The sequence below is a fragment of the Aquabacter albus genome, from assembly GCF_040049275.1.
GTDB lineage: Bacteria > Pseudomonadota > Alphaproteobacteria > Rhizobiales > Xanthobacteraceae > Aquabacter.
Window position 1 is genome coordinate 140,698 of the sequence record NZ_JBDZDT010000005.1, and the last position, 22,569, is coordinate 163,266.

The 22,569-nt window shown below is 66.3% G+C and carries 21 protein-coding genes; 11 read left to right on the forward strand and 10 right to left on the reverse strand.

Features of this window, described 5'->3' with window-relative positions; all coding sequences use genetic code 11:
* Nucleotides 1–16: 16 nt before the first annotated feature.
* Nucleotides 17–2,266, forward strand: a complete 2,250-nt coding sequence (locus tag ABLE91_RS13405) for a ComEC/Rec2 family competence protein (protein WP_348931341.1) — start codon at nt 17–19, stop codon at nt 2,264–2,266.
* Nucleotides 2,267–2,300: 34 nt separating this feature from the next.
* Here the strand turns inward: ABLE91_RS13405 and ABLE91_RS13410 are convergent, their stop codons facing one another.
* The 5 genes from ABLE91_RS13410 to ABLE91_RS13430 all read right to left on the reverse strand — a co-directional run bounded on the left by ABLE91_RS13410 (nt 2,301) and on the right by ABLE91_RS13430 (nt 6,750).
* A complete protein-coding gene (locus ABLE91_RS13410; RefSeq protein WP_348931342.1) occupies nt 2,301–3,065 on the reverse strand; it encodes a proteasome-type protease in 765 nt (254 codons plus the stop codon).
* Nucleotides 3,066–3,176: 111 nt separating this feature from the next.
* Nucleotides 3,177–4,355, reverse strand: a complete 1,179-nt coding sequence (locus ABLE91_RS13415) for a GNAT family N-acetyltransferase (RefSeq protein ID WP_348931343.1) — start codon at nt 4,353–4,355, stop codon at nt 3,177–3,179.
* A 58-nt stretch (nt 4,356–4,413) separates the two neighbouring features.
* The gene (locus tag ABLE91_RS13420; protein WP_348931344.1) at nt 4,414–5,439 is read right to left on the reverse strand and encodes a DUF4424 domain-containing protein; all 1,026 of its coding nucleotides are present in this window, start codon (nt 5,437–5,439) and stop codon (nt 4,414–4,416) included.
* 86 nt (nt 5,440–5,525) lie between these two features.
* Nucleotides 5,526–6,269: a glycerophosphodiester phosphodiesterase family protein gene (locus tag ABLE91_RS13425; RefSeq protein ID WP_348931345.1), complete on the reverse strand. Its 744-nt coding sequence runs from the start codon at nt 6,267–6,269 to the stop codon at nt 5,526–5,528.
* A 22-nt stretch (nt 6,270–6,291) separates the two neighbouring features.
* Nucleotides 6,292–6,750 carry a RidA family protein gene (locus tag ABLE91_RS13430; RefSeq protein ID WP_348931346.1) on the reverse strand — a complete coding sequence of 153 codons (459 nt, stop codon included), beginning with the start codon at nt 6,748–6,750 and terminating at the stop codon, nt 6,292–6,294.
* Between the two features lie 157 nt (nt 6,751–6,907).
* On the opposite strand from ABLE91_RS13430, the gene ABLE91_RS13435 reads away from it, so the two are divergent.
* The 3 genes from ABLE91_RS13435 to ABLE91_RS13445 all read left to right on the forward strand — a co-directional run bounded on the left by ABLE91_RS13435 (nt 6,908) and on the right by ABLE91_RS13445 (nt 9,709).
* Nucleotides 6,908–7,735 (forward strand): cell envelope integrity EipB family protein, encoded by an 828-nt coding sequence (locus ABLE91_RS13435; RefSeq protein WP_348931347.1) that lies wholly within the window; start codon nt 6,908–6,910, stop codon nt 7,733–7,735.
* A gap of 8 nt (nt 7,736–7,743) precedes the next feature.
* Nucleotides 7,744–8,037 (forward strand): acylphosphatase, encoded by a 294-nt coding sequence (locus tag ABLE91_RS13440; RefSeq protein ID WP_348931348.1) that lies wholly within the window; start codon nt 7,744–7,746, stop codon nt 8,035–8,037.
* A gap of 109 nt (nt 8,038–8,146) precedes the next feature.
* Complete coding sequence (locus ABLE91_RS13445) at nt 8,147–9,709, forward strand: glycosyltransferase family protein (protein WP_348931349.1); 1,563 nt, start codon at nt 8,147–8,149, stop codon at nt 9,707–9,709.
* 278 nt (nt 9,710–9,987) lie between these two features.
* On the opposite strand, the gene groL is transcribed toward ABLE91_RS13445, so the two are convergent.
* The 3 genes from groL to ABLE91_RS13460 form a co-directional block, all read right to left on the reverse strand.
* Nucleotides 9,988–11,631: a chaperonin GroEL gene (groL, locus tag ABLE91_RS13450; RefSeq protein WP_348931350.1), complete on the reverse strand. Its 1,644-nt coding sequence runs from the start codon at nt 11,629–11,631 to the stop codon at nt 9,988–9,990.
* Nucleotides 11,632–11,675: 44 nt separating this feature from the next.
* Nucleotides 11,676–11,990, reverse strand: a complete 315-nt coding sequence (gene groES / locus ABLE91_RS13455) for a co-chaperone GroES (RefSeq protein ID WP_348931351.1) — start codon at nt 11,988–11,990, stop codon at nt 11,676–11,678.
* A 152-nt stretch (nt 11,991–12,142) separates the two neighbouring features.
* The gene (locus tag ABLE91_RS13460; protein WP_348931352.1) at nt 12,143–13,672 is read right to left on the reverse strand and encodes a GGDEF domain-containing protein; all 1,530 of its coding nucleotides are present in this window, start codon (nt 13,670–13,672) and stop codon (nt 12,143–12,145) included.
* A gap of 358 nt (nt 13,673–14,030) precedes the next feature.
* On the opposite strand from ABLE91_RS13460, the gene ABLE91_RS13465 reads away from it, so the two are divergent.
* The 7 genes from ABLE91_RS13465 (at nt 14,031) to ABLE91_RS13495 (ending at nt 19,576) form a co-directional block, all read left to right on the forward strand.
* Nucleotides 14,031–14,300 (forward strand): usg protein, encoded by a 270-nt coding sequence (locus tag ABLE91_RS13465; RefSeq protein WP_348931353.1) that lies wholly within the window; start codon nt 14,031–14,033, stop codon nt 14,298–14,300.
* A 107-nt stretch (nt 14,301–14,407) separates the two neighbouring features.
* Complete coding sequence (locus ABLE91_RS13470; protein WP_348931354.1) at nt 14,408–15,010, forward strand: exopolysaccharide biosynthesis protein; 603 nt, start codon at nt 14,408–14,410, stop codon at nt 15,008–15,010.
* A 134-nt stretch (nt 15,011–15,144) separates the two neighbouring features.
* The gene (locus ABLE91_RS13475) at nt 15,145–15,801 is read left to right on the forward strand and encodes a carbonic anhydrase (RefSeq protein ID WP_348931355.1); all 657 of its coding nucleotides are present in this window, start codon (nt 15,145–15,147) and stop codon (nt 15,799–15,801) included.
* An 87-nt stretch (nt 15,802–15,888) separates the two neighbouring features.
* Nucleotides 15,889–16,977 (forward strand): tRNA preQ1(34) S-adenosylmethionine ribosyltransferase-isomerase QueA, encoded by a 1,089-nt coding sequence (queA, locus tag ABLE91_RS13480; RefSeq protein ID WP_348931356.1) that lies wholly within the window; start codon nt 15,889–15,891, stop codon nt 16,975–16,977.
* Nucleotides 16,974–18,110, forward strand: a complete 1,137-nt coding sequence (tgt, locus tag ABLE91_RS13485; protein WP_348931358.1) for a tRNA guanosine(34) transglycosylase Tgt — start codon at nt 16,974–16,976, stop codon at nt 18,108–18,110. The genes queA and tgt overlap by 4 nt, the downstream gene beginning before the upstream one ends.
* A gap of 66 nt (nt 18,111–18,176) precedes the next feature.
* Nucleotides 18,177–19,043: a bifunctional methylenetetrahydrofolate dehydrogenase/methenyltetrahydrofolate cyclohydrolase FolD gene (gene folD / locus ABLE91_RS13490; protein ID WP_348932048.1), complete on the forward strand. Its 867-nt coding sequence runs from the start codon at nt 18,177–18,179 to the stop codon at nt 19,041–19,043.
* Nucleotides 19,044–19,198: 155 nt separating this feature from the next.
* Nucleotides 19,199–19,576: a 4a-hydroxytetrahydrobiopterin dehydratase gene (locus tag ABLE91_RS13495; protein WP_348932050.1), complete on the forward strand. Its 378-nt coding sequence runs from the start codon at nt 19,199–19,201 to the stop codon at nt 19,574–19,576.
* A 29-nt stretch (nt 19,577–19,605) separates the two neighbouring features.
* Here ABLE91_RS13495 and ABLE91_RS13500 read toward each other — a convergent pair whose 3' ends face one another.
* Nucleotides 19,606–20,421: an enoyl-CoA hydratase/isomerase family protein gene (locus ABLE91_RS13500; protein ID WP_348931359.1), complete on the reverse strand. Its 816-nt coding sequence runs from the start codon at nt 20,419–20,421 to the stop codon at nt 19,606–19,608.
* 3 nt (nt 20,422–20,424) lie between these two features.
* On the reverse strand, nt 20,425–22,515 hold the full coding sequence (locus tag ABLE91_RS13505; protein WP_348931360.1) for an acetate--CoA ligase family protein: 2,091 nt from the start codon (nt 22,513–22,515) through the stop codon (nt 20,425–20,427).
* Nucleotides 22,516–22,569 lie beyond the last annotated feature (54 nt).

Genomic DNA, 22,569 nt, shown 5'->3' on the forward strand with positions numbered 1-22,569 from the left:
TAAGGAACTTCGAGCCGTGGACAGGGACGGGGAGGGGCCACGACGCATCAGAACCCGTGCGCTTGCCGGCGCTTGGGATGCCGGCGCGCGCCCTGCGCCCGGCCTGCCATGGGGCCGGTGGGACCGGCTGTGGCACGCGTTTCCGGCCCGGCTCGCGGCGGATGTGCGGGCGGAGGCGGAATCCGGCCGCCTCATCCTGTGGCTGCCGGTTCTGTTCGCCGCCGGCATCCTCGCTTATTTCGGCGCCGAGCAGGAGCCTTCGCTCATCGCCGGGCTGCTGCTGGCGGCAGTCCTCTCCGTGCTCGCTGTCCTCGCCCGCACCCGGCCGGTCTCATTCGCGGTTCTGGTGGGCACGGCGGCATTGGCGTGGGGTTTCACCGTGGCGACGCTCCAGACGGCGCGCATCGCCCACCCCGTCATCCTGCCGCCAGCGGGCTCGGTGCGGCTGACTGGATACGTGGAGCAGGTGGAGCGCCGCGCCACGGCGGACCGCATCCTGCTGCGGGTCACGGCCGCCGAGGGACGGGGGCTCACCACCACGCCCGCGCTGGTACGCCTGTCCCTCGCCAAGGGAAGCGCGCCGCCGGCCGGCACCGGCATTACCCAGCTCGCGCGCCTGCTGCCGCCCCTGGGGCCGGCGGAGCCCGGCGCGCACGATTTCGGCCGCGCCCCCTGGTTCCATGGCATCGGCGCGGTGGGCTACGGGCTCGGCAAGCCGAAGCCGGTCGCCCTCGACACCGCCCCGCCTTTGAGCGTGCGCTTCGCCGCCTTCGTGGAACAGGTGCGCGCGGGCCTGTCGGAGCGCATCCGCCAATCACTCGGCGGGACGGCCGGCGACATCGCGGTGGCGCTCGTCACGGGCGACAGGGCCGGTATTTCGCCTGAAGTGGAAGAGAGCATGCGGCTCTCCGGCCTCACCCATGTGCTGTCCATTTCCGGCCTGCACATGGCGCTGGTGGCGGGAACCCTGTTCGCTTTGGTGCGCGGGCTCCTCGCTCTGTCGCCGGCTTTGGCGCTGGGCTTCCCGGTGAAGTCCACGGCCGCCGCCGTGGCGCTGGCGGGCAGCGCTTTCTATCTCGTGCTCTCGGGCAATGACGTGCCGGCGCAACGCTCCTTCCTCATGGCGGCGGTGGTGCTGCTGGGCGTGCTGGCGGGGCGGCCGGCGCTCAATCTGCGGACCGTGGCGGTGGCCGCCTTCCTGGTGCTCGCCATGGCGCCGGTCTCGGCGCTGGAGCCGGGCACGCAGATGTCGTTCGCGGCCACCCTGGCATTGGTCGCAGCCTATGAACGGCTGCGGCCGATGCAGGGGTGGAAGCCGCCGGACGGACTGGCCGCGCGCATCGGCTTTAAGCTCGCTCTGTTCTTCGGCGGCCTCGCTCTCACCTCTCTCGTGGCGGGCCTCGCCACGGCGCCGTTCGGGGCCCTGCATTTCCAGCGCCTCGCGCCCTTCGGCCTTCTCGCCAATCTGGCCGCCATGCCGGCGGTGTCGCTGCTGGTGATGCCGTTCGGCCTCCTCGGCGTGCTGCTTTTGCCATTCGGCTGGGATGGGCTCGCCTGGCCGGTCATGGGGGTGGGGATCGACATCATGGTGGGGATCTCCGACCGGGTGGCGGCGCTGCCCGGCTCGGGCTTCCGAACGGATGTCGTCAGCGCTGCGTCCGCCGGGGCGGCCGCCCTTGCCTTGTGCTGTCTTTGCTTGCTGCGGGGCTGGCTGAGCGCTGTGGCCGTCATCCCGGCCGTGCTCGCGGTGCTGCTGGCCGGAGCACCGCCGCGCCCGGATGTGATCGTCGCGGGCGATGCGCGCTCGGTGGCGGTGCGCGATGCCGAGGGCCGGCTGTCGGTCGCGGGCGCCACATCAAACCGCATGGCGGTCTCCCAATGGCTGTCGCGGGACGGCGACACGCGCATGATCGATGATAAGACGCTCGTCTCAGCATTCCGCTGCGATCGACTCGGCTGCGTCGCGCCATTGTCCGGCGGCGGGCGGATCGCCCTATCCCGGCGGCCGGAAGGGCTGGAGGCGGACTGCCTGGAGGCGGACATGGTGGTGACCGCCCATCCGGCGCCGCTCAAATGCCCGGCGCGGGTCTTCTCACCTGCGACGCTCTCCCGAACCGGCCCTGTGGCGCTGTTCAAGCAGGCAGAGGGTTGGCGCGAGGTGCCGGCGCGCTCGCCCAAGGTCCAGCGCCCCTGGATGCCCGCATGGCCCGCACCCGTGCCGACCGAAGGAAGCGAGGACGAGGCCGCGAAGGACGCGGCGCAATAGCGCCGACCGGCTTCAGGAAAGTGGAAGAGACCGCCTAGGCGTCCTTCCGCTCCGTCCCGTTCTTTAGATAGGGCGGTCGGGGAATGGAGGAATGGGCGGCCCGCAGCGCCGCCGACCAGCGCTCGCGCAGATCGTGGAAATAGGGCTCGCCCGGCTCGATGCGGTATTTCAGCTCCGCCTCCAGCACGTCGGGGCACAGCACCATGACGTCGATGGGCAGGCCGACGCCCAGGTTCGAGCGCATGGTGGAATCCATGGAGATGAGGCTGGATTTCAGCGCGTCGGCGATGTCCATGTCGTAATTCACGGCGCGGTCCAGCACCGGCTTGCCGTATTTGTGCTCGCCGATCTGGAGGAACGGCGTATCCGTCGTGCATTCGATGAAGTTGCCGGCGGAATAGACCATGAAGAGCCGAAGCGGCCCGCCGGCGATCTGGCCGCCCAGCAGGAACGACACGTCGAAGCTCACATTGCTCTGCTCAAGGGCATTGCCGTCGAAGCTATGCACCTGACGGATGGCGCGTCCCACAAGCTGGGCGGCCTGGAACATGGTGCGGCTGTCGCGCAATTGCTGGCGCTCGCCCGCCTCGTGGTCCTCGACGCCCTCGTGCAGCATGCTGATGACCGATTGGGAGACCGAAAGGTTTCCCGCCGAGGCAAGGGCCATGACATAATGGCCGGGCTCCTCGAAGACGTGGAGCTTGCGGAACGTGGAGATGTTGTCGAGACCCGCATTTGTGCGCGTGTCGGCGATCATCACCAGGCCGTTACGGACCAAGACCCCACAACAATACGTCATCGCCATCCCTCGCCGTCGCGCGAGTTATAGCGATCCCGTGTGTCAGCCTGCAATCAGGCGCATATGCGCGGGGGGAATATCTTTTTCGCCGCGGGGGGAGAAGACGCGCGTCTAGTCCTGTTCCTCAGGGGCATCGCCCCGGCGGAAAGGCCCGAGATCGGCAAGCTCCTCGCCGGCCTCCCGTACATGGTCGCGCTCCCGCTCCAGATAGTGCGCGACGGCGCGCCGCAGACTGGCATCGGCAATCCAATGCGCGGAATAGGTGAATTTCGGCAGGTAGCCGCGCGCCAGCTTGTGCTCGCCCTGCGCCCCCGCCTCCACCACGGCGAGCTTGTGGGCGATGGCATAGTCGATGGCCTGGTGGTAGCAGACCTCGAAATGCAGGAAAGGGTGGTGCTCCACGGCGCCCCAATAGCGGCCATAGAGGGTGTCGGCGCCGATCAGGTTGAGCGCGCCGGCGATATAGCGGCCCTGGCGCTTCGCCATGATGAGCAGAACCTTGTCCGCCATGCGCTCGCCCAGCAGCGTGAAGAACTTCCGGTTGAGATAGGGCTGGCCCCATTTGCGCGAGCCGGTGTCCATGTAGAAGGCGAAGAAGGCGTCCCACGCCTTCTCCGTGATATCAGCGCCGGTGAGGTGCTCGATCTCGATGCCCGGGCTCAGCGCCTCGCGCCGCTCGCGCCGTATCACCTTGCGCTTGCGCGATGACAGGGCCTCCAGGAATTCGTCGAAGGTGGCGTAGCCCGCATTGGTCCAGTGGAATTGCTGGTCCATGCGCTGGAGGAAGCCCAACTCGCGCAGCCGGCACCATTCGTCCTCGGTCGCAAACGTGACGTGCACGGAGGAGGCGTCGCGCTGGCGGGCAAGCTGCACCAGCCCGGCCGAGAGCAATTCCTGGTGGCTTTCCGCCTCAAGGCCGGGCCGCACCAGCAGCCGCCGGCCTGTGACGGGCGTGAAGGGCACGCTCACCTGGAGCTTGGGATAATAGCTTCCGCCAGCCCGCTCATAGGCGTCCGCCCAGCCATGGTCAAAGACATATTCGCCGCGCGAATGGCCCTTGAGATAGGCTGGAACCACGCCCGTGGGCAGGCCGTCCGCGCCGTCCAGAACAAGGTGCTGCGGCATCCAGCCGGTGCGGGCGCTCACGCAGCCGGCCTCTTCCAGCGCCCGAAGGAAGGCGTGGGACACGAAGGGTTCCGGAGCGGAAGCGCCGCCAGCGGCGCACGCATCCCACTGACTGGCCGGAATGTCGGCGAGGCGGGTGAGGATGCGGATGTGCGCCTCGGTCATGCGTCTCGCAAATGTAGCCGCTCCGGTGCTGCTGAAAGGGCGGTGGAAGGTCGCAGGGTCAGAGCTTCGGCTGGGGCTTCAGGATCAGGATGTTGATGTCGCGCAGCGGCTCGAAATCCTTGGCGCGCATCTGGAAAGTGGTGGGGCCGATCTTCTTCACGCCGGTGCCGCAGAAGCTCACGAGGTTTTCGGGGGCGCCCTTGTCGATGGTGAGGGTGAAATCGGCGATGGGGCCGAGCCAGTTGGAGCCGGTCTTCAGGATATAGGCGAGGCGGGCCTCCGAAAAGGGCGCAATGTCAGTGCCCTTGGGGCGCGGCGCCTTGGCGACAGCCGTCTTGAATGCGGCGTCGATGCAGAAGGTCTCATCCATGGCGCGCTGCTCGCGGACGATGAATTCGTCCTTCGATGCCATGCCGAGCAAGGTACCAACGGACGAGCCGACGCTCGGGCGGTAGCGGTGCTCCACGATCAGGTCGCGGCCGGCCGGGAAGGTCTGAGTCCAGAAATAGGTGGTCTTGAGGGTCCAGTTCAGGGGCGCGAGGTGGCGCTCCCAGCCCTTGCCGGCGTCATACTCATCGATGCGGACGAGCCCAAGCTCCAAAAGCTCGCGCTTCTTCTCCTCGGGCAGGCCGTCCAGCGCCGCCACGGTGGCGGAACTGATGGGCATGAGCGGCACCTTCAGGTCCTGAAGCAGCTTGGTGCGGTCGAGGCCGAGGGCGATGACGCGCCGCTCCACGCCTGTCTCAACGGGCTTTCCGTCCACGCTGGTGCGGAAATCGAGGAAATTGTCGGAATCCGGATTGGGGATCGACGTGTCCCCCTCGTAGTAAGCGACATCCGGCAAGGGAAAGGCGACCAGCGAACGGACATCCTTGCCGGAGCCGTTGCGGAAGACATAGCGCACCCGCACCTCCTTTTCGGAGATGGACAGGTCTTCCGAGGCCATGGCCACATCATCGTTCTGCACGAAGATGAGGCCGCCCGCGCCGAGCATCGCCGTGGTGTCGTTGGCCTGGGCTCCTGCGCAGAGGCACGACAGAGCGAGGGTGAGCGCGGCCCCCAGAGGAAATGTCCTACGGTCCATGTCGGTCTCCAGCGTCGGTGGCGATCAGCTAGGTGCGGGATCGTTGCAGAAGTAAGACAGGGCCGGGTTTTCTGCCCACGGAAAGCTCAGGGACAGAAGCCCTCGAAGATCATCTGGTCCGCATAGGCGGAGGCAAGGGTGCGGTCCTCATGGGTGCGCACCGTCCAGGCCAGAACAGGCAAGCCCAGAGCGCGCGCGACGCGCGGCTGCGTGCTGACGAGGTCTGCCGCCCGATAGGCAAGGAACTGGAAGCGCGTGCGCGGCCAATGGAGCAGATGGGAGAGGACGCAGCGCGTGTGCGGCGGAAGGAGCGCCCATTCCCCGTCCTCGTAATGCCGCTCCGCCACGATGCCGCGCACGATGCGGGAATTCGCGCAGCGCACGGCCACCAGCATTTCCGGGTCGAAGGACATGAGGGCGGCCGGGCCACGATAGGCCGAGATCAGCTCGACGCAGCGCCTGGCGAGACGGGTGTCTCCGTCGAAGGCGCTTTTCAGCTCGATGAGAAGTGGCGCGCGGCCGTTCACCAGCGCAAGCACCTCCGGCAATGTCATCATGCGGTCGGCGGTGGCGCGGAAGGCCACCTCCTTCAGCGCATTCGCCGCACGCGCCCGCAGCGGGCCGCTGCCGGTGGTCAGGCGATCCAGGGTGAAGTCATGGAACACCATGGCCTCGCCGTCGCCGCTGAGCTGAACGTCGATCTCGATGCCATATCCGCCCTCGATGGCGGCCATGATGGCGGTCGGTGTGTTCTCCACGACGCCGCGCGTGGCGTCGTGGAGGCCGCGATGGGCCACCGGCAGGCGCGTGAGAAAATCGAGGTCACGCATGCGGGGAGCCCAAATCGGGGTCTCAGGCGATCTCGACGATCGCCTCGACTTCCACCGCCGCGCCGAACGGCAGGGAGGCGATGCCGACCGCAGAGCGGGCGTGGCGGCCCTTGTCGCCGAACACTTCGACCAGCAGGTCGGAACAGCCGTTCATGACGGCCGGCTGGTCGGTGAATTCGAGCGTGGAGTTCACGAAGCCCACCAGCTTCACGATCCGCACCACCTTGTCGAGGTCGCCGGCCGCGGCCTTCACCTGCGCAATGATATTGATGGCGCACAGCTTGGCTGCTTCGCGGCCTTCCTCGATGCTCATGCCGCCGCCGAGCTTGCCGATGGCCACCTTGCCGGACCCGTCCACCGACACCTGGCCGGAGACGAACAGCAGGTTGCCGGTTTTCACCACCGGAACATAGTTCGCCACCGGGGGCTTGGGAGCGGGAAGGGTGACTCCGAGTTCGGCAAGCTTCTGATCGATGGACATGCACGTCTCCTGGCACGTGTTAAGCATAAAGATCGGCAATGGGGCTTCGCTGCCATCGAATTGGCGTGAAATTCCGCGCACCTCTCTTCGCCGATGCCTCGCCGGTGTGCAAGCACTGGTAGAGGCATCGGGAGGGATTTTGGAAAGGAGAACGGGTATGACGGCGTCCTTGCGGCCTGCGGCTCTCGCAATGGCCCTGGCTCTGGCGGCAGCGATGGCCCCTTATGCGGCCTCGGCGAGTGGCCTGCTGGCCCATCGCGCAAGCTATGCCCTGTCGCTCGACGCCTCCAAGCCCTCCCAGAAGCTGGACGGCGCTGACGGCCGGATCGATTACGAGATCAAGGGCAATGCCTGCGAGGGCTATACGGTGAACCTTCACCAGGCCAACAATCTCGACACGGGGGAGGGCCCCTCGACCCGCAGCGACATGCTCTCCTCCTCGTGGGAGGATGGAAATGGCGATGCCTACCGCTTCAAGACCGTCAACCGCACCGACGGCCAGGTGAAGAGCGACGTCGATGCCATTGCGACCCGCACCGATCAGGGCGTCAACGTCCAGATCACCAAGCCGCGCCATGAATCCGTCGAGCTGAAGGGCAAGATCCTGATGCCGACGCAGCATGTGCTGAAGGTGCTGGCGGCGGCCGCCAACGGCGACAGCGTGTTCGAGGCCACGGTGTTCGACGGCTCGGATGATGGCGACAAGGTCTACGAGACGCTCGCCGTGATCGGCCGCCCCATGAAGGATGCGAAGAACCTGCCGGACGCCGCTAAGGCAGCGCTTGCGGGGCAGACCTATTATCCCGTTACCGTCAGCTATTACGAGGTCGGCGAGACGGGGCAGACCCCGGCCTATGTCATGAGCTTCACGCTCTATGAGAACGGCGTCATCGGCGATCTGAAGATCGACTATAACGACTTCGTCCTGCGCGGCAGCCTCGACGCGTTCGAGGTGTTGAAGGCGGGCGGCGCCTGCCAGAAGTGACATCGGCCATGAAAGTGGCCCACATCACCATAAGGGGGCGCGTCCAGGGCGTGGGCTACCGCGCCTGGTGCGCCCGGGAGGCCGAGGCGCTGGCCCTGCGCGGCTGGGTGCGCAACCGCCGGAGCGGCGCCGTGGAGGCGGTTCTGGCGGGGCCGCCGGCGACGGTTGATGCCATGGTGGATGCCTGCCGCAACGGCCCGCCGGGTGCGCGTGTGGACGATCTCCTCATCCATGAGGCGTCCGACGCTGCGCTGGCGGCAAGCGGAGGCGGGGCGGGGTTCCACATATTGGAGACGGTGTAACCTCCGCGCTACGGTCCGCGGATTCCTTGCGGGCCAAGGGGTTCGGCTGTGGCGGGGGCGGGAGAGCGAGTCTATAGAGACCCAACCGACCTGCTTTGCGGAGTGAGACGTGCCCGCGACCGTCCCAGCGGAGCGCAGCCTGCTCCGCCCCCCTGTCTTTCCCAGTTCCTGGGCCGCTTCCGACGTTGTTCCCCCGGCGCCCTGGTGGGCGACGCCGCTGGGCGTCGCGCTCATCGTCGCGCTCTGGGCGATCATCCACGGGGCCATTTCGGTCTTCATGGAAGGGGCCATCAATGTCGATGACTCCATCGAGAGCTATTTCGTCCAGTCGTTCGAGATCAGCTATGTGCCCCGCAACCCGCCGGTGTTCGACTGGCTGCTGTGGGGCATCCAGCGGCTGACCGGGCCGGGGCCGCTCTCCTTCGCCATCCTGCGCTACGGCCTCCTCTTCGCCTGCGCCATGCTGGTCTACCGGGTGGCGCAGCGGGCGATCACCGATCCGCGCCTGCAGGCGCTGGCGGTGTTCTCGCTCTCGGCCCTTTGGGTGGTCGGCTATCACAGCCACCGCATCCTCACCCATTCCAACGTGATGATCGTCGCCATCGCCGGGTTCATGCTGACCCTCATGGCGCTGGCGCGCGGGCCGCGCTCGGCCTGGCTCTATGCCGGGCTCGGCGCCTGGATCGTGGTCGGGGTGGTGGGCAAGTTCGGCTTCATCGCCTATTTCATCGCCTTGTTCGTGGCCAGCATGCTGGAGCCGAGCTTCCGCCGCGCATTCTTGGACGTGCGCATCGGCATCACCGTTGTGGTGGCGGCCGTTCCCATCGGCCTCTACATCCTCGCCCTCTATCTGCTGAAGCAGGACGTGGTGGCGGCGACTGCAGACGTGGTGGCCGGGAACGCCAAGGCCGGCTGGGAGAAGGTGCTGGACACCTTCGTCGGCGCCTGGATCGGCTATCTCCTCCCGTTCCTGGCGCTGGTGGCCCTGGTGTTCCTGCCCTGGAACCGGGGCGAGGGCAGCCGGGCCGCCGCGCCGGAGCAGGCGGCGGTGCGCCACGTGTTGCGCTCCATGATCCTGATCGGCACCATCGGCACGCTGATCGCGGTGCTGGCGGTGGGCTCGACCAGCCTGCGCGACCGCTACTTCCACGTCTTCTTCCTGTTCGCGCCGGTCTACATCTTCATGGAGGCGGAACGGCTCGGCGGGTGGCAGGACCGGGTGAAGATCTATCTCGCCCTCCTCGCCCTCGTGGCGGTGGGGGTGATCGGCGCCCGCATGGCCATCACCTTGTGGCCCGACCCGAGGCTGTGCGGCCGCTGCATCGCCGCCGAGCCGCTGGCCGCGCTGCGTCCCATCGTGCTGGAAAAGCTCGGCCCCACCCCGACCTTGGTGGCGGCGGACCGCAACTCGGCCGGCCGCCTGCGGGCCGCCATTCCCGAGGCGCGGGTGGTGATCGCCAACGAAGTGGCCTACCGACCGCCGCCGCGCGCCGCCAGCGGCTGCGGCCAGGTGACGGGCATCGTGAACGGCTCCGGGGCGCTGGCGCCGCCGCGCATGGAAGGCACCGCCATCGATGTGTGGGCCAAATGGTGGGCTCCGCTGATGCGGCCGAAGCGCGAGAGCTTCTGGCAGATCACGCCTTTGCCGACCAATAGCGAGTTGTGCCGGTAGGCGCGGATCTTGTCCTGGACCAGTGAGAGCGCAGCTCGAACGCCGATCCGGGACCCAGCGCAAAAGACCGCCGAAGGCGCTTCGCCCCATCTTCGCCGCCACGCGGCGGAGATGCTCTTTGCGCTGGTCGCGGGTTGCCGGCTTCGCCGAACTTTTGCGCTGGATCCCGGATCAGCGCTCCGCCTGCGGCGTCGCTTGTCCGGGACAACTCCCTAACGGCACAAACAAAAAGGGCGCGGCTTTCGCCGCGCCCTTCTTCGTTTCTCTGGTGGGCTGGATCAGAAATCCATGCCACCCATGCCGCCCATGCCACCGCCCGGCATCGCCGGAGGCGCGCTCTTCTTCGGCAGCTCGGCGACCAGCGCCTCGGTGGTGATGAGGAGGCTCGACACGGACGCCGCATCCTGCAGCGCGGTGCGCACCACCTTGGCCGGGTCGATGATGCCGGCCTTCACCATGTCCACATAGGTGCCAGTCTGGGCATCATAGCCGAAGCTGTAGTCGCTCTTCTCAAGCACCTTGCCGACCACCACGGAGCCGTCGTCGCCCGCATTCTGGGCGATCTGGCGCGCCGGGGCCTGGATCGCCTTGCGGACGATCTCGACGCCGGTCTTCTGGTCGGCATTGGCAACCTTCACGTCGGCCAGGACGCGGATGGAGCGGAGCAGGGCCACGCCGCCGCCCGGCAGCACGCCTTCCTCAACCGCAGCGCGGGTGGCATGGAGCGCGTCGTCAACGCGGTCCTTCTTCTCCTTCACCTCGACCTCGGTGGAGCCGCCGACGCGGATCACCGCGACGCCGCCGGCGAGCTTGGCCAGACGCTCCTGGAGCTTCTCGCGGTCGTAGTCCGAGGTGGTCTCCTCGATCTGCGCCTTGATCTGCGCCACGCGGGCGTCGATGTCGGCCTTGTCGCCATTGCCGTCGACGATGGTGGTGTTCTCCTTCTCGATCACCACCTTCTTGGCACGGCCGAGCATGGAGAGGTTCACGTTCTCAAGCTTGATGCCGAGATCTTCCGAGATGGCCTGGCCGCCGGTGAGGATCGCGATGTCCTGCAGCATGGCCTTGCGGCGATCGCCGAAGCCCGGCGCCTTCACGGCCGCGACCTTCAGGCCGCCGCGCAGCTTGTTGACGACCAGGGTGGCCAGGGCCTCGCCCTCGACGTCCTCGGCCACGATCACCAGCGCCTTGCCGGACTGCACGACGGCCTCGAGGACCGGGAGCAGCTCCTGGAGGCCCGAGAGCTTCTTCTCGTGGATGAGGATGTAGGGATCCTCGAACTCCACGCGCATCTTCTCGGCATTGGTGACGAAGTACGGGGAGAGATAGCCGCGGTCGAACTGCATGCCTTCCACGACATCCAGCTCGGTGTCGGCGGTCTTGGCTTCCTCGACGGTGATGACACCCTCGTTGCCGACCTTCTGCATGGCCTCGGCCAGGAACTTGCCGACTTCGGCGTCGCCATTGGCGGAGATGGTGCCAACCTGGGCGATCTCGTCGTTGGACGTAACCTTCTTCGCGTTGGCGGCGAGGTCCTTCACGATGGCTTCGACCGCAAGGTCGATGCCGCGCTTCAGGTCCATGGGGTTCATGCCGGCGGCAACCGCCTTGGCGCCTTCCTTCACGATGGCCTGGGCGAGAACCGTGGCGGTGGTGGTGCCGTCGCCGGCGAGGTCGTTGGTCTTGGAAGCGACTTCGCGGACGAGCTGGGCGCCGAGATTCTCGAACTTGTCCTCAAGCTCGATTTCCTTGGCGACGGTCACGCCGTCCTTGGTGATGCGAGGGGCGCCGAACGACTTCTCGATCACCACGTTGCGGCCCTTGGGGCCGAGGGTGACCTTCACCGCATTGGCGAGGATGTCCACGCCGCGCAGCAGCTTCTCGCGCGCATCACTGGAAAATTTTACGTCCTTGGCAGCCATGTGCCGTGCTCCTTGATGGGAGAAGTGTCAGATGGGGAAGGGGCTCAGGCCGCCTTCTTGGCGGAGGCGGTGCCCTCGACGATGCCGAGGATGTCGCTCTCCTTCATGATCAGCAGATCCTGGCCGTCCACCTTCACCTCGGTGCCGGACCACTTGCCGAACAGGACGCGGTCGCCAGCCTTCACGTCGAGCGCGACCAGCTCGCCCTTCTCGTTGCGGGTGCCGGGACCCACGGAAACCACCTCGCCCTCCTGGGGCTTTTCCTTGGCGGTGTCGGGGATGATGATGCCGCCGGCAGTCTTCTGCTCGGCTTCAATGCGCTTCACGACCACGCGGTCATGCAGGGGGCGGAAACCCATCGGGAAACCTCCGGTTGGAAATGATACCTCTCAAGCCCGCGCCAAGGCGCAAGCCCGGCCGGCATCTAAGGCCCGCAGAAGGGAGCCGCAAGAGGGGTAGGGCAAAAATTTAGCACTCAGATATCATGAGTGCTAACAGCCGAGATCCAGCCTTATCCGATGAAGGCGGCTGGGGCATCGAGCTCGACCATGCGGAGCGCAACGCGGTTCCGGCCATCGTTCTTCGCCACATACAGCGCCGCATCCGCACGGGCGAGAAGGACCTCGAAGCTGGTATCTTCGGGGTCGGCGGCCGCCGCGCCCATGCTCACGGTGAAGCGGATATCCTGCCCCGGAAGGCGCAATTCCTCCACCTGTGCGCGGAGCGTTTCGCATAGAGCGCCCGCCTCCTCCAGAGGCGATCCCGGCAGCAGGAGTGCGAACTCCTCCCCGCCCATCCGGGCGAATACGTGGGGTGTCGAGATCCAGGTGGGGATCGAGGCAGCCACCCTGCGCAGAACCTCATCTCCCGCTGCGTGGCCGTAGCCGTCATTGATGCGCTTGAAATTGTCGACGTCGATGATGGCGACGCTCAGGGGCACGCCGGTCGCGCGGGCGCGGTCCATCTCCTCAGCGGCAAGCTCAAAGAATTTACGGCGATTGAACACCTGGGTCAGGTCGTCGGTCGCGGCCAGACGGGCGAGGCGCAGTTCAAGGATGCGGCTCAGTTCCATCTCGCGGCGCAGGATGCGGTTCAGCCGGTAGAAGCGTTGCGCCAGGAAGGCGGCGATGAGCACAAGCACGGAGGTGCCGGCGAGCAGAACGTAGAGCCACCGCATGTTGGGCCGCGGCCCTTCGAAGATGAAGCCCTCGAAGGAATAGTTCGGCGGGATCATGCCGGCATCGGCGAACTGGTCGGCGATGCGCCGCCAGCGGGCCTCGCTTTGGTAGCCGAGGTCCACCACGTCAGGGATGATCAGGGGGCGCGTGGTATCCGCCTCGAACTCGAGCCGGCGGCGGTCGAGGTTCGGGGCATATGTCTCAAGAATGAGGTCGATGATCTCTTGCTGGTGATCGAGGGCGTACTGCCAGCCCTTCAGGGTCGCCTCGCGGAACCGGCGCACCAGATCGGTCTGCGTGTAGACGACGTTCTCCGTGGTGAAGAGCGTATCGCCGTAGAAATCGATGCCCACTTCCCGGGGATTGAAGGTCTGGTACGGGATGCGGTTGCTCAAAAGCTCATACGGCTCGGTGGTGCTGTAGGCGCTGATGGCCGCAATATCGCCCTTGGCGAGCACCAGGGGATCGCCGCCATAGGGCAGGATGGTGAGGGTGCGGGGGCTGAGGCCCAAGGCGTGGAGATAAGCCAGGACTTCGGCGGAGTGCTCCTCGATCATGACCTTCCGGCCCTGCAGATCCTTCGGCCCGTCAATGCCGTCGCCGCGCCGGGCGAGGAGCACGAAGGGAGAATGCTGGTAGATGGCCGCCAGCGCGACCACCGGCCGGCCGTGGGCGCGCTCCACCAGGAGGGATGAATTGCCCACGCCGAAAGTCGCCGCGCCGCTGAGGACGGCATCCACGGGATTGATGGTCGGCCCGCCCTCAAGCAGCGTCACGTCCAGGCCGGCGGCGCGGTAGAACCCCTTGGCGAGCGCGGCATAGAAACCGGCGAACTGGAACTGGTGCGTCCATTTCAGCTGCACGGTGACCGGGGTGAGGTCTTGTCCTGCCCGGCTTTGGGCGGCCGCCGGGAGTATTCCCAGACAGAAGACAAAGACGAGGGCAATGACAGGCGGCCGGCATGACCAAAGGGAAGACGGACGTACACCGCATGTATCCGTCCGGAAGTCCGCACCTGTGCGACGCATTTGCGGCGCCGGTTCTGCCGTTCCCACCATGCTCCCCCGCATGTTGTCAGCACTCTGGTTGGTACGCTGCTAACGCCTTGTTTTTGAACGCCGAAACCAAACTTTGATCTGGAACGTTAACATTCTTGAGCCGACAATGGAGTCGTGCCTTTTCCACCCAAAGGCACGGCCCGGCGGCGTGGAGGTGTCGAACATGGTTTCGGACGGCTTCGTGAAACAGATCTCCGGTTACGGTCTCGCGACGGCGCACATCTTATATCATTTGCCGGATCATCCAGCTTTTCTGCAAGCCTATATCTGGCAAGACTACGATCTCTGCCCGAAATTTCCCGAGCTGAACAAGTTCCTGGACTTCTGGCAGCGCGAGATCGAGGGGAAGCTTCACTCGGTCACAGTGGCCCACCACCAGCTCATCAAGCCGGCGGAACTGCGCACCGTGGACGGGATATTCCTGCTCCATTGAGGCGGCGCGACCGGGTTTTCTCGTGGCCGTCCGGCCCACGCGGACGGCCGGTGCCCTGACACTGCCGCTTTCTCGGTGCTAAGAGGGGGGCGATCACCGAGGCACCCGTGGACCATAGAACCCCGCGTACATCCGAGCTTCTTGCTGCCGTCCTTGCCGCCCAGGAGGGTGAAAAGGTCTCCATTGAAGACCTTGTCAACGCCCTACGGAACCGTGCGTTCGGCATTCTTTTCCTCATTTTCGGCATTCCCAACTGCATTCCCATGCCGCCTGGAATTCCCGTCCTCTGCGGCATCATCCTGGGGCTGATCGGGCTGCAGATGGCCATGGGGCGCCAGGAATTGTGGCTGCCGGAGCGCATCAAGCGCCAGACCTTCTCCCGCTCCATGCTGGAGACCATCGTCACCCGCTCCCGGCCCTATATCGAATGGTTCGAGCGCTGGTCACGGCCGCGCATGGAACAGTTCGCCGGCCCCGTCGCCCGCCGCGCCGTCGGGGCGACGGTGGTGTTGCTGGGGTTCATCCTGCTGCTGCCCATCCCGTTCCTCGGCAACCTGCCACCGGGCTTTGCGGTGTGCATCTTCGGCCTCGGCCTCGTGGAGCGGGACGGGGGCGTGATCCTCGCCGGCTTCTTCGCGACGGTTCTGGGGATACTGGTGACCGCCGCCATGAGCTGGGCCATCTGGCAGGGTGCCGTCGCCATCTTTTGACGCTCGCAGCGTCATTCGGGTAATATAATCCTGTTCTACCTGCTCCCCGCGAAGCAATTCGCGGGGGAAGTTCTATGTGTGAATGCCATACGCAGTTTTTCCGTGCGCGCCGACGCCTTGTTCTGGGCGGTGCCATGCTGGCGGGGGCGGCCTGCCTCGGGATCAGCCCGCTCAAGGCGCAATCTCAGCCGAGCGGCGAACCCAATAAGATCGGCGGGGAAGCGGCGCTGGCGCGCCTCATGGAAGGCAATGCGCGCTATGTGGCGGATAAACAGGGTCCGTCGTGCAATAGCGCATGCCGCAGCAGCCTGACGCAATCGCAACATCCCATCGCTGTCATGCTCAGCTGCTCCGACAGCCGTGTCTCCCCGGAACTGATATTCGACCAGGAACCCGGTGAAATCTTTGTCATCCGCATAGCGGGCAATGTCATAGACACCGACATCCTCGCCAGCCTTGAATTTGCGGTGGAAGAACTGAAGGTGCCTTTGATAATGGTGATGGGGCACTCCGGTTGCGGGGCTGTCACTGCCGCATTGAAGGTCGCGCGCGATAAGATCACGGTGCCGGGCCATCTCAAGACCCTTGTGGGCCAGATCCGCCCGGCGGTTAAGGAGGCCGCACGCGCTTCCGGCGACGAATTGGCGGATGCCATTATTGTTAACGCGAGGATGAGTGCCCAGAAGATCGCTGGCTCTCAGGCCATCCTCGGCCCGGCCATCGCGAACGGCTCGGCCAAACTGGTCACTTCGGTTTATGATCTGGCCTCCGGGCGCGTGAGCGTGCTGTGATTTTGATCGCGGCACGATCGATTTCCCTTTCCGCGTAAAGCGAATTAGGAAGGTGGCGCCGCACGGCAGCGGCGCCACAAGGTTTGCATGCGCGTCGACGCGTTCGATTTCGATCTTCCCCCCACGCTCATCGCCCTGCGACCGGCCGAGCCACGCGAGGCGGCACGCTTGCTCGTGGTGCGGCCCGGGGCGGCGCGCGCGCTGGAGGACGCCCATGTGCGCGACCTGCCGCGTTTCCTGCGCCCCGGCGATGCGGTGGTGGTCAACGACACCAAGGTCATTCCCGCCCGCCTCGACGGTACCCGCGCGCGCGCGGGTGGAAGCACGGTTCACATCGAGGCGACGCTCACAAAGCGCCTCAGCGAGGACCGCTGGACCGCGCTCGCCCGTCCCGCCAAGCGCCTCGTCCCCGGCGACCGCATCAGGTTCGGCGGGGAGGGAGACGTCTGCCTTCTGGGGACGCTGGATGCCACGGTGCTGGAAAAGGCCGAGGACGGCAGCATCCAGCTCGGCTTCGACCTTTCCGGCCCGGCATTGGACGCCGCCATCGATGCGGTCGGCCACATGCCGCTCCCGCCTTATATCGCCGCGCGGCGCCCCGAGGATGCGCAAGACCGCATCGACTACCAGCCCCTTTTCGCCCGCGTGGAGGGTTCGGTCGCGGCGCCGACCGCGAGCCTGCATTTCACGGAGCGCCTCATGGCCGAGGTGGAGACGGCGGACGCCTCGATCCATAAGGTGACGCTCCATGTGGGGCTCGGCACCTTCCTGCCGGTGAAGGCGGACGACACACAGGACCACCGCATGCACGCCGAATGGGGCGAGGTGCCCCCCGAGACCGCCGATGCGCTCAATGCGGTGAAGGCGCGGGGCGGGCGCATCGTGACGGTGGGCTCCACATCTACCCGCCTCATCGAGACGGCGGCGGCAAGCGGCACCATCGCCCCCTATCGCGGCGAGACCGACATCTTCATAACGCCCGGCTATAGCTTCCGGGCCGTGGACCTCATGATGACCAACTTCCATTTGCCGCGTTCCACCCTCGTCATGCTGGTGGCCGCCTTCGTGGGACACGAGGCGCAGAAGCGCGCCTATGCCCACGCCATCGCCGAGGGCTATCGCTTCTATTCCTATGGCGATGCCTGCCTGCTGTTCCGCGCGGGAGCTGAGGCATGAGCGAAGGCTTTTCTTTTACTCTGAACGCCACGGATGGGACAGCCCGCACCGGCATCGTCTCCACCCCGCGCGGCGAGATCCGGACCCCTGCCTTCATGCCGGTGGGGACAGCCGCCACCGTGAAGGGGGTCTATCCTGAACAGGTGCGCGCCACCGGCGCGGACATCCTGCTCGGCAACACGTATCACCTCATGCTGCGTCCGGGCGCCGAGCGTGTCGCGGCTCTGGGCGGACTGCACCGCTTCATGCGATGGGACCGGCCGATCCTGACGGATTCCGGCGGCTTCCAGGTCATGTCCCTCTCCGAGCTGCGCAAGCTTGATGAGAATGGCGTGACCTTCCGCTCCCATATCGACGGGGCCATGCACCAGCTCACCCCCGAGCGGGCGATGGAGATCCAGGGCCTCCTTGGGGCCGACATCCAGATGCAGCTGGACGAATGCGTGCGCCTGCCCTGCACAAAAGAAGAGGCCGCCCGCGCCATGCGCCTCTCGCTACGTTGGGCCGAGCGCTCCAAGCGCGCCTTCGAGACACAGCCGAAGGGCAGGGCGGTGTTCGGCATCGTCCAGGGTGGGGCCGACGAAGCGCTGCGTGTCGAATCCGCCCGCGCGCTCAGCGACATGGATTTTCCCGGCTATTCCATCGGCGGCCTCGCCGTGGGCGAGCCGCAGGAGATCATGCTCCGCATGCTGGAGACCGTGGAACCGGAGCTTCCCACCTTAAAGCCGCGCTACCTCATGGGCGTCGGCACGCCGGACGATCTTCTGGAGGCAGTGGCGCGGGGCATCGACATGTTCGACTGCGTGATGCCCACCCGCTCTGGGCGTCACGCGCTCGCCTTCACCCGCTTCGGCCGCATCAACCTGAAGAATGCCCGCCACCAGGACGATCCCCGCCCCCTGGACGAGGAGAGCGACTGCCCGGCGCTGCGCGATTATTCCCGCGCCTATCTCCACCACCTCATCCGCTGCGGCGAAATGCTCGGCGGAATGCTGCTCTCCTGGGCCAATCTGCATTATTACCAGGACCTGATGCGCGGCGCCCGCGCCGCCATCGCGGAGGGGCGGTACGCGGACTTCAAAGCGGAGACGCAGGCCGGCTGGGCGCGGGGCGACATCCCGCCCCTTGAATGAAGTATTTTTCTCTTTAAGAAAATTATTATCTCTTCAGTGGAAGCCGTCGCGGCGGAGGCAGGAATGATCGAAACCAAGATCATCGATGGGAAGGCCATTGCCGCCGAGTTGCGCGCCGTGGTCGCGACCGAGGTGGCGGCGCTGGCATCGCAGGGATTGAAGCCCGGCCTCGCCGTGGTGCTGGTGGGCGAGAACCCTGCGAGCCAGGTCTATGTGCGCAACAAGGCGGCCCAGACGGCAGAGGCCGGCATGGCCTCCTTCGAGCACAAGCTGCCCGTGGAGACGCCGGAGGCGGACCTTCTTGCGCTGGTCGCGCGGCTCAACGCCGACCCTGCCGTCCACGGCATCCTGGTGCAGCTTCCGTTGCCCGACCATATCGACAGCATGAAGGTGCTCGCCGCCATCGACCCCGCCAAGGATGTGGACGGCTTCCATGTGGTGAATGCCGGCCGCCTCGCCGTGGGCCTTGATGCGCTGGTGCCGTGCACCCCGCTGGGCTGCATCATTTTGCTGAAGCGGGTGCTCGGGAACCTTTCCGGCCTCAAGGCCGTAGTGGTGGGCCGCTCCAACATCGTCGGCAAGCCGGCGGCGCAGCTCCTTCTGAAGGAGGACTGCACCGTCACCATCGCCCATTCCCGCACCCGCGACCTTCCCGGCGAGTGCCGCACGGCCGACATCCTCATCGCCGCCGTGGGCCGGACGCAGATGATCAAGGGCGACTGGATCAAGCCCGGCGCCACCGTGATCGACGTGGGCATCAACCGCATTCCCAAGGAGGACGGCAAGACGCGGCTCGTGGGCGATGTTGATTTCGAGGAGGCACAGGGCGTTGCCGGCCTCATCACCCCCGTGCCGGGCGGCGTCGGCCCCATGACCATCGCCTGCCTGCTTCAGAACACGCTGACGGCGGCGAAGCGTCAGGCGGGGGTTTAATACGAAACGCGTATACTGCGTTCGTCATGGCCGGGCTTGTCCCGGCCATCCACGGGGCTCCGCTAGGTGCCGGCTAAGGGTGAGACGTGGATGCCCGGGACAAGCCCTGGCATGACGGTCGCGCTTATGTACTGACCGGCACAGAGGACATCTCCATGGCCGTCGACCGCAAGAAGACCTTCAACGATGAGGACGTGGCGGCACGCCTTGCCGCAGAGCTTCCGAAATGGCGCCTGGAGGGCGGCGAGATCCGCCGCATCTACCACACCCATGGCTGGAAAAGCACGCTCATGGCGGTCAATGCCATCGGCCATCTGGCGGAGGCCGCCTGGCATCATCCCGACCTTGCGGTCTCCTATTCCAAGGTGGAAGTGCGGCTCTCATCCCATGACGTGAAGGGCATCACCGAGCGCGATTTCGCCTTGGCCCGCAAGATCGAGGACGTGGTGCTCTGGCAACCGGGCTCGGAGGCAGGCGCCGCTTTGGAAGGCACGCCCTCTGATCCCCGCTTCGCCCATATGAAACACGACTGACCCCTGATGAGGGAGCAGTCGCTTTCTGCCTATTCGTAAGGCGCGAATTGGCCTGCGCGCCACTTCAGCGCGGCGCCCATGCCTTGCTCACGGCGGATGGCGTCGAACTGCGCCGCCTCCGGCGAGCCGATGGAATCCATCAGCGCGCAGGCTTCCGCGCCATAGGCGATGGCGTTGCGCAGGCCCATGGTCTCGAAGCTGTGGTTGATGGAGCGCTTGTTCCACTGCAGGCATTCCAGCGAGACGCGGGACATGCGCTTGGCGATCTTCGTCACCTCTGCCTCAAGGCTCGCCTTGGGAAAAACCTGATCCACGAGTCCGATGCGGAACGCCTCGTCCGCCTTGATGGTGTCGCCCGTATAGATGAGCGCCCGCGAGCGCTGGCCGATCAGCCAGGGCATCATCATGGTGGCGATGCCGTTGGAGAAGCGGGCCTCCAGCGCAGCGAAGGAGGAATCCTCCGAGCAGTAGCGCACGTCGCAGCACATGGCGAACTCGAGCCCGCCGGCGAAGCAGAAGCCGTCGACCATGGCGATCACCGGCTTGCTGCAGTCCCACACCGAATAGGTGAACTGGATGTCTTTCTGCATGCGCGCGCGCCAGTCGGCGGTGGTGCGCTTGGGCTTCTCGGCGGATTCCTTGATGTCGTAGCCGGAGGAGAAGGATTTTCCGCCCGCGCCGGTCACCACCAGCACGCGCACCTCGGGGTCGGCATCGGCCTCGGCCACCACGGCGATGATCTCGTCCACCAGCGCAACGCTGAACGCGTTGTGCCGGTCCGGCCGGTTGAAGGTGATCGTGGCGACCCGGTCATCCACGGAATAAAGGAGGTTCTGATACGCCATGTCTCAACCTTCACTCTTCTGATCGGAATGGGCTTCCAGCAGCAGGTCGACGCCGGTGGTGCCGGCCGGGCCGGCGATCAAAGGGTTGATCTCCAGCGCCGCGAGGCTGTCCGCATGGGCCGCGCCGAAGCGGCTGAACGCGGCAATGGCTTCCGCCGCCGCATCGATGTCCGCCGCCGGCTTGCCGCGCACGCCCTTCAGAAGGGTGCCGGCGGCGGTCTCGAACAGCATTTCGCGCGCTTCGTCCCTGGTCACCGGACCGAGCCGCACGCTCGCCTGGTTGCTGATCTCCACCAGCACTCCGCCGGGACCGACGATGACGAAGCTGCCGAACCCCTTCTGGTTGCGGATGCCGACGATCAGCTCCACCCCTTCGCGCGCCATGGCCTGGACCACCACATAGCCGGGAGCCCCTGGCTTGGCGTGCAATGCGAGGATCGCTTCAAGGGCGTGGAAGGCCTCCGTCACATCTGCCGCCGTGCCGAGCTTCAGCTTGACGAGGCCGAGGTCGCTCTTATGGGGCAGGTGGGTGGCGATGCCCTTCAGGACGACGGGATAGCCGAGGCGCTCGGCGGCCTTCACCGCCTCCTCGGCGCTGCCGACCTTCTCCGCCGCCACCATGGGCACGCCCAGGGTGGCGAGCTGCCTGAACTGCTCCACCTCGCCTGAAGGCAAGGGGGCGGGCGGGACGGCAATCTCGGGGACGGCCACGGGCGCTTCGCGCAGGTTCACGAGATTGCGCATGGCCGCCAAAGCCGGCCGCATGCCGGAGAGATAAGGGATGCCCCCGGTATCGAGGATCTCCCGCACCTCCTCATTCACCCCGCTGCCCGAGGTGTTGTTGAAGAAGACCAGCCGCTTGTCGGTCTTTGCGGCGACACAGGCGCGGGCCATGACGCAGGCATAGGGCACATCGCCGCCGCCCCGGCCGGGCGCATCCACCGAGAAGCCGATGGTGCCGAGGTCCGGGTCCGCCAGGAGTGCCTCCAGCACCAGCGTGAAGCGCTCGGGATTGAAGCCGAGACCCCAGGCATCCACGGGATTGCCGATGGTGGAATAGGGCGGGAAGGCCGGGCGCAGGCGCTCGAGGGTTTCCGGCGCCAGCTTGGGAAAGGGCAGGCCCAGCTCGCCGCCCACATCCGCCAGCAAGGCCGCTTCGCCGCCCGAAAGGGTGACCACGGCCGTGCCCGTCTTCGGGGGCGGGTTGGGATTGCCCGAGAGCAGCACCGCCGTCTCCAGCATCTCGTCGAGGTCGCGCACGCGGATGATGCCCAGCGCCTTGAAGAAGGCGTCATAGAGCCGGTCCTCGCCCGCAAGGCTGCCGGTGTGCGCCTGGACCAGCGCACGCCCGCCTTCGCTGGTGCCGAGCTTCAGCGCGATGATCTTCTTGCCCCGGCAGGCCGCCTCGCGGGCCGCTTTCTCGAACAAGGAGGGGTCACGGATGGTTTCCAGGAACAGCAGGATCGCGTTGACCCGGTCGTCCTGTGCCATCTGCATGAGATAATCGGCAACCGTGGCGCCCGCCTCGTTGCCGGTGGTCACCAAATAGGCAAAGCCGAGGTCGCGCTCGTCCTCGCTGAGGATGAGGGCGATGGAGCCGCTTTGGGAAATCACGCCCACCGGCCCCGGCGTCACCTTCTTCATGTAGCGCGGCGTCCACATGGCGACACCGTCATGCACATTGATCAGGCCGAGATTGTTCGGCCCCGCAATAGCGATGCCGTGCGCCTTGGCTGCGGTCTCCACCCGGCGCTGGAGGACGGCGCCGTCCGCGTCGCCATCCGCATAGCCGTTGGCATTGATGAACACCGCCTTTATCCCGCAGCGGCCCGCTTCCTCCACCAGCTCCGGCCCGCCGGACGCCGGCACGGCGATGAACACCGCATCGACGGTCTCAGGCAAAGCGGAGAGGGAGGGATAGGCCGTGAGGCCGGAAATCTCCGGATAGCGCGGGTTGACGGGATAGATCCGCCCGGAAAAGCCCATGGTGCGGAGATTGTTGAGCACACGTGTGCCGATGGCGTCCGACCGCTCGGAGGCGCCCACAATGGCGACCGAGCGGGGATTCATCAGCTTGTCGAAGGGAAGCGTCATCGGTTGCCTTCCGGATTGTCATTGGTCGAGGGATGCCGCTGCGATGAGCGGCAT

Excerpts from the sequence above, each read along its gene's own strand:
- ABLE91_RS13410 (WP_348931342.1), bottom strand. The coding sequence starts at position 3,065 with ATGACGTATTGTTGTGGGGTCTTGGTCCGTAACGGCCTGGTGATGATC.
- ABLE91_RS13415 (WP_348931343.1), bottom strand. The coding sequence starts at position 4,355 with ATGACCGAGGCGCACATCCGCATCCTCACCCGCCTCGCCGACATTCCG.
- ABLE91_RS13420 (WP_348931344.1), bottom strand. The coding sequence starts at position 5,439 with ATGGACCGTAGGACATTTCCTCTGGGGGCCGCGCTCACCCTCGCTCTG.
- ABLE91_RS13425 (WP_348931345.1), bottom strand. The coding sequence starts at position 6,269 with ATGCGTGACCTCGATTTTCTCACGCGCCTGCCGGTGGCCCATCGCGGC.
- ABLE91_RS13430 (WP_348931346.1), bottom strand. The coding sequence starts at position 6,750 with ATGTCCATCGATCAGAAGCTTGCCGAACTCGGAGTCACCCTTCCCGCT.
- ABLE91_RS13435 (WP_348931347.1), top strand. The coding sequence starts at position 6,908 with ATGACGGCGTCCTTGCGGCCTGCGGCTCTCGCAATGGCCCTGGCTCTG.
- ABLE91_RS13440 (WP_348931348.1), top strand. The coding sequence starts at position 7,744 with ATGAAAGTGGCCCACATCACCATAAGGGGGCGCGTCCAGGGCGTGGGC.
- groL (WP_348931350.1), bottom strand. The coding sequence starts at position 11,631 with ATGGCTGCCAAGGACGTAAAATTTTCCAGTGATGCGCGCGAGAAGCTG.
- groES (WP_348931351.1), bottom strand. The coding sequence starts at position 11,990 with ATGGGTTTCCGCCCCCTGCATGACCGCGTGGTCGTGAAGCGCATTGAA.
- ABLE91_RS13465 (WP_348931353.1), top strand. The coding sequence starts at position 14,031 with ATGGTTTCGGACGGCTTCGTGAAACAGATCTCCGGTTACGGTCTCGCG.
- ABLE91_RS13475 (WP_348931355.1), top strand. The coding sequence starts at position 15,145 with ATGCTGGCGGGGGCGGCCTGCCTCGGGATCAGCCCGCTCAAGGCGCAA.
- queA (WP_348931356.1), top strand. The coding sequence starts at position 15,889 with ATGCGCGTCGACGCGTTCGATTTCGATCTTCCCCCCACGCTCATCGCC.
- tgt (WP_348931358.1), top strand. The coding sequence starts at position 16,974 with ATGAGCGAAGGCTTTTCTTTTACTCTGAACGCCACGGATGGGACAGCC.
- ABLE91_RS13495 (WP_348932050.1), top strand. The coding sequence starts at position 19,199 with ATGGCCGTCGACCGCAAGAAGACCTTCAACGATGAGGACGTGGCGGCA.
- ABLE91_RS13500 (WP_348931359.1), bottom strand. The coding sequence starts at position 20,421 with ATGGCGTATCAGAACCTCCTTTATTCCGTGGATGACCGGGTCGCCACG.
- ABLE91_RS13505 (WP_348931360.1), bottom strand. The coding sequence starts at position 22,515 with ATGACGCTTCCCTTCGACAAGCTGATGAATCCCCGCTCGGTCGCCATT.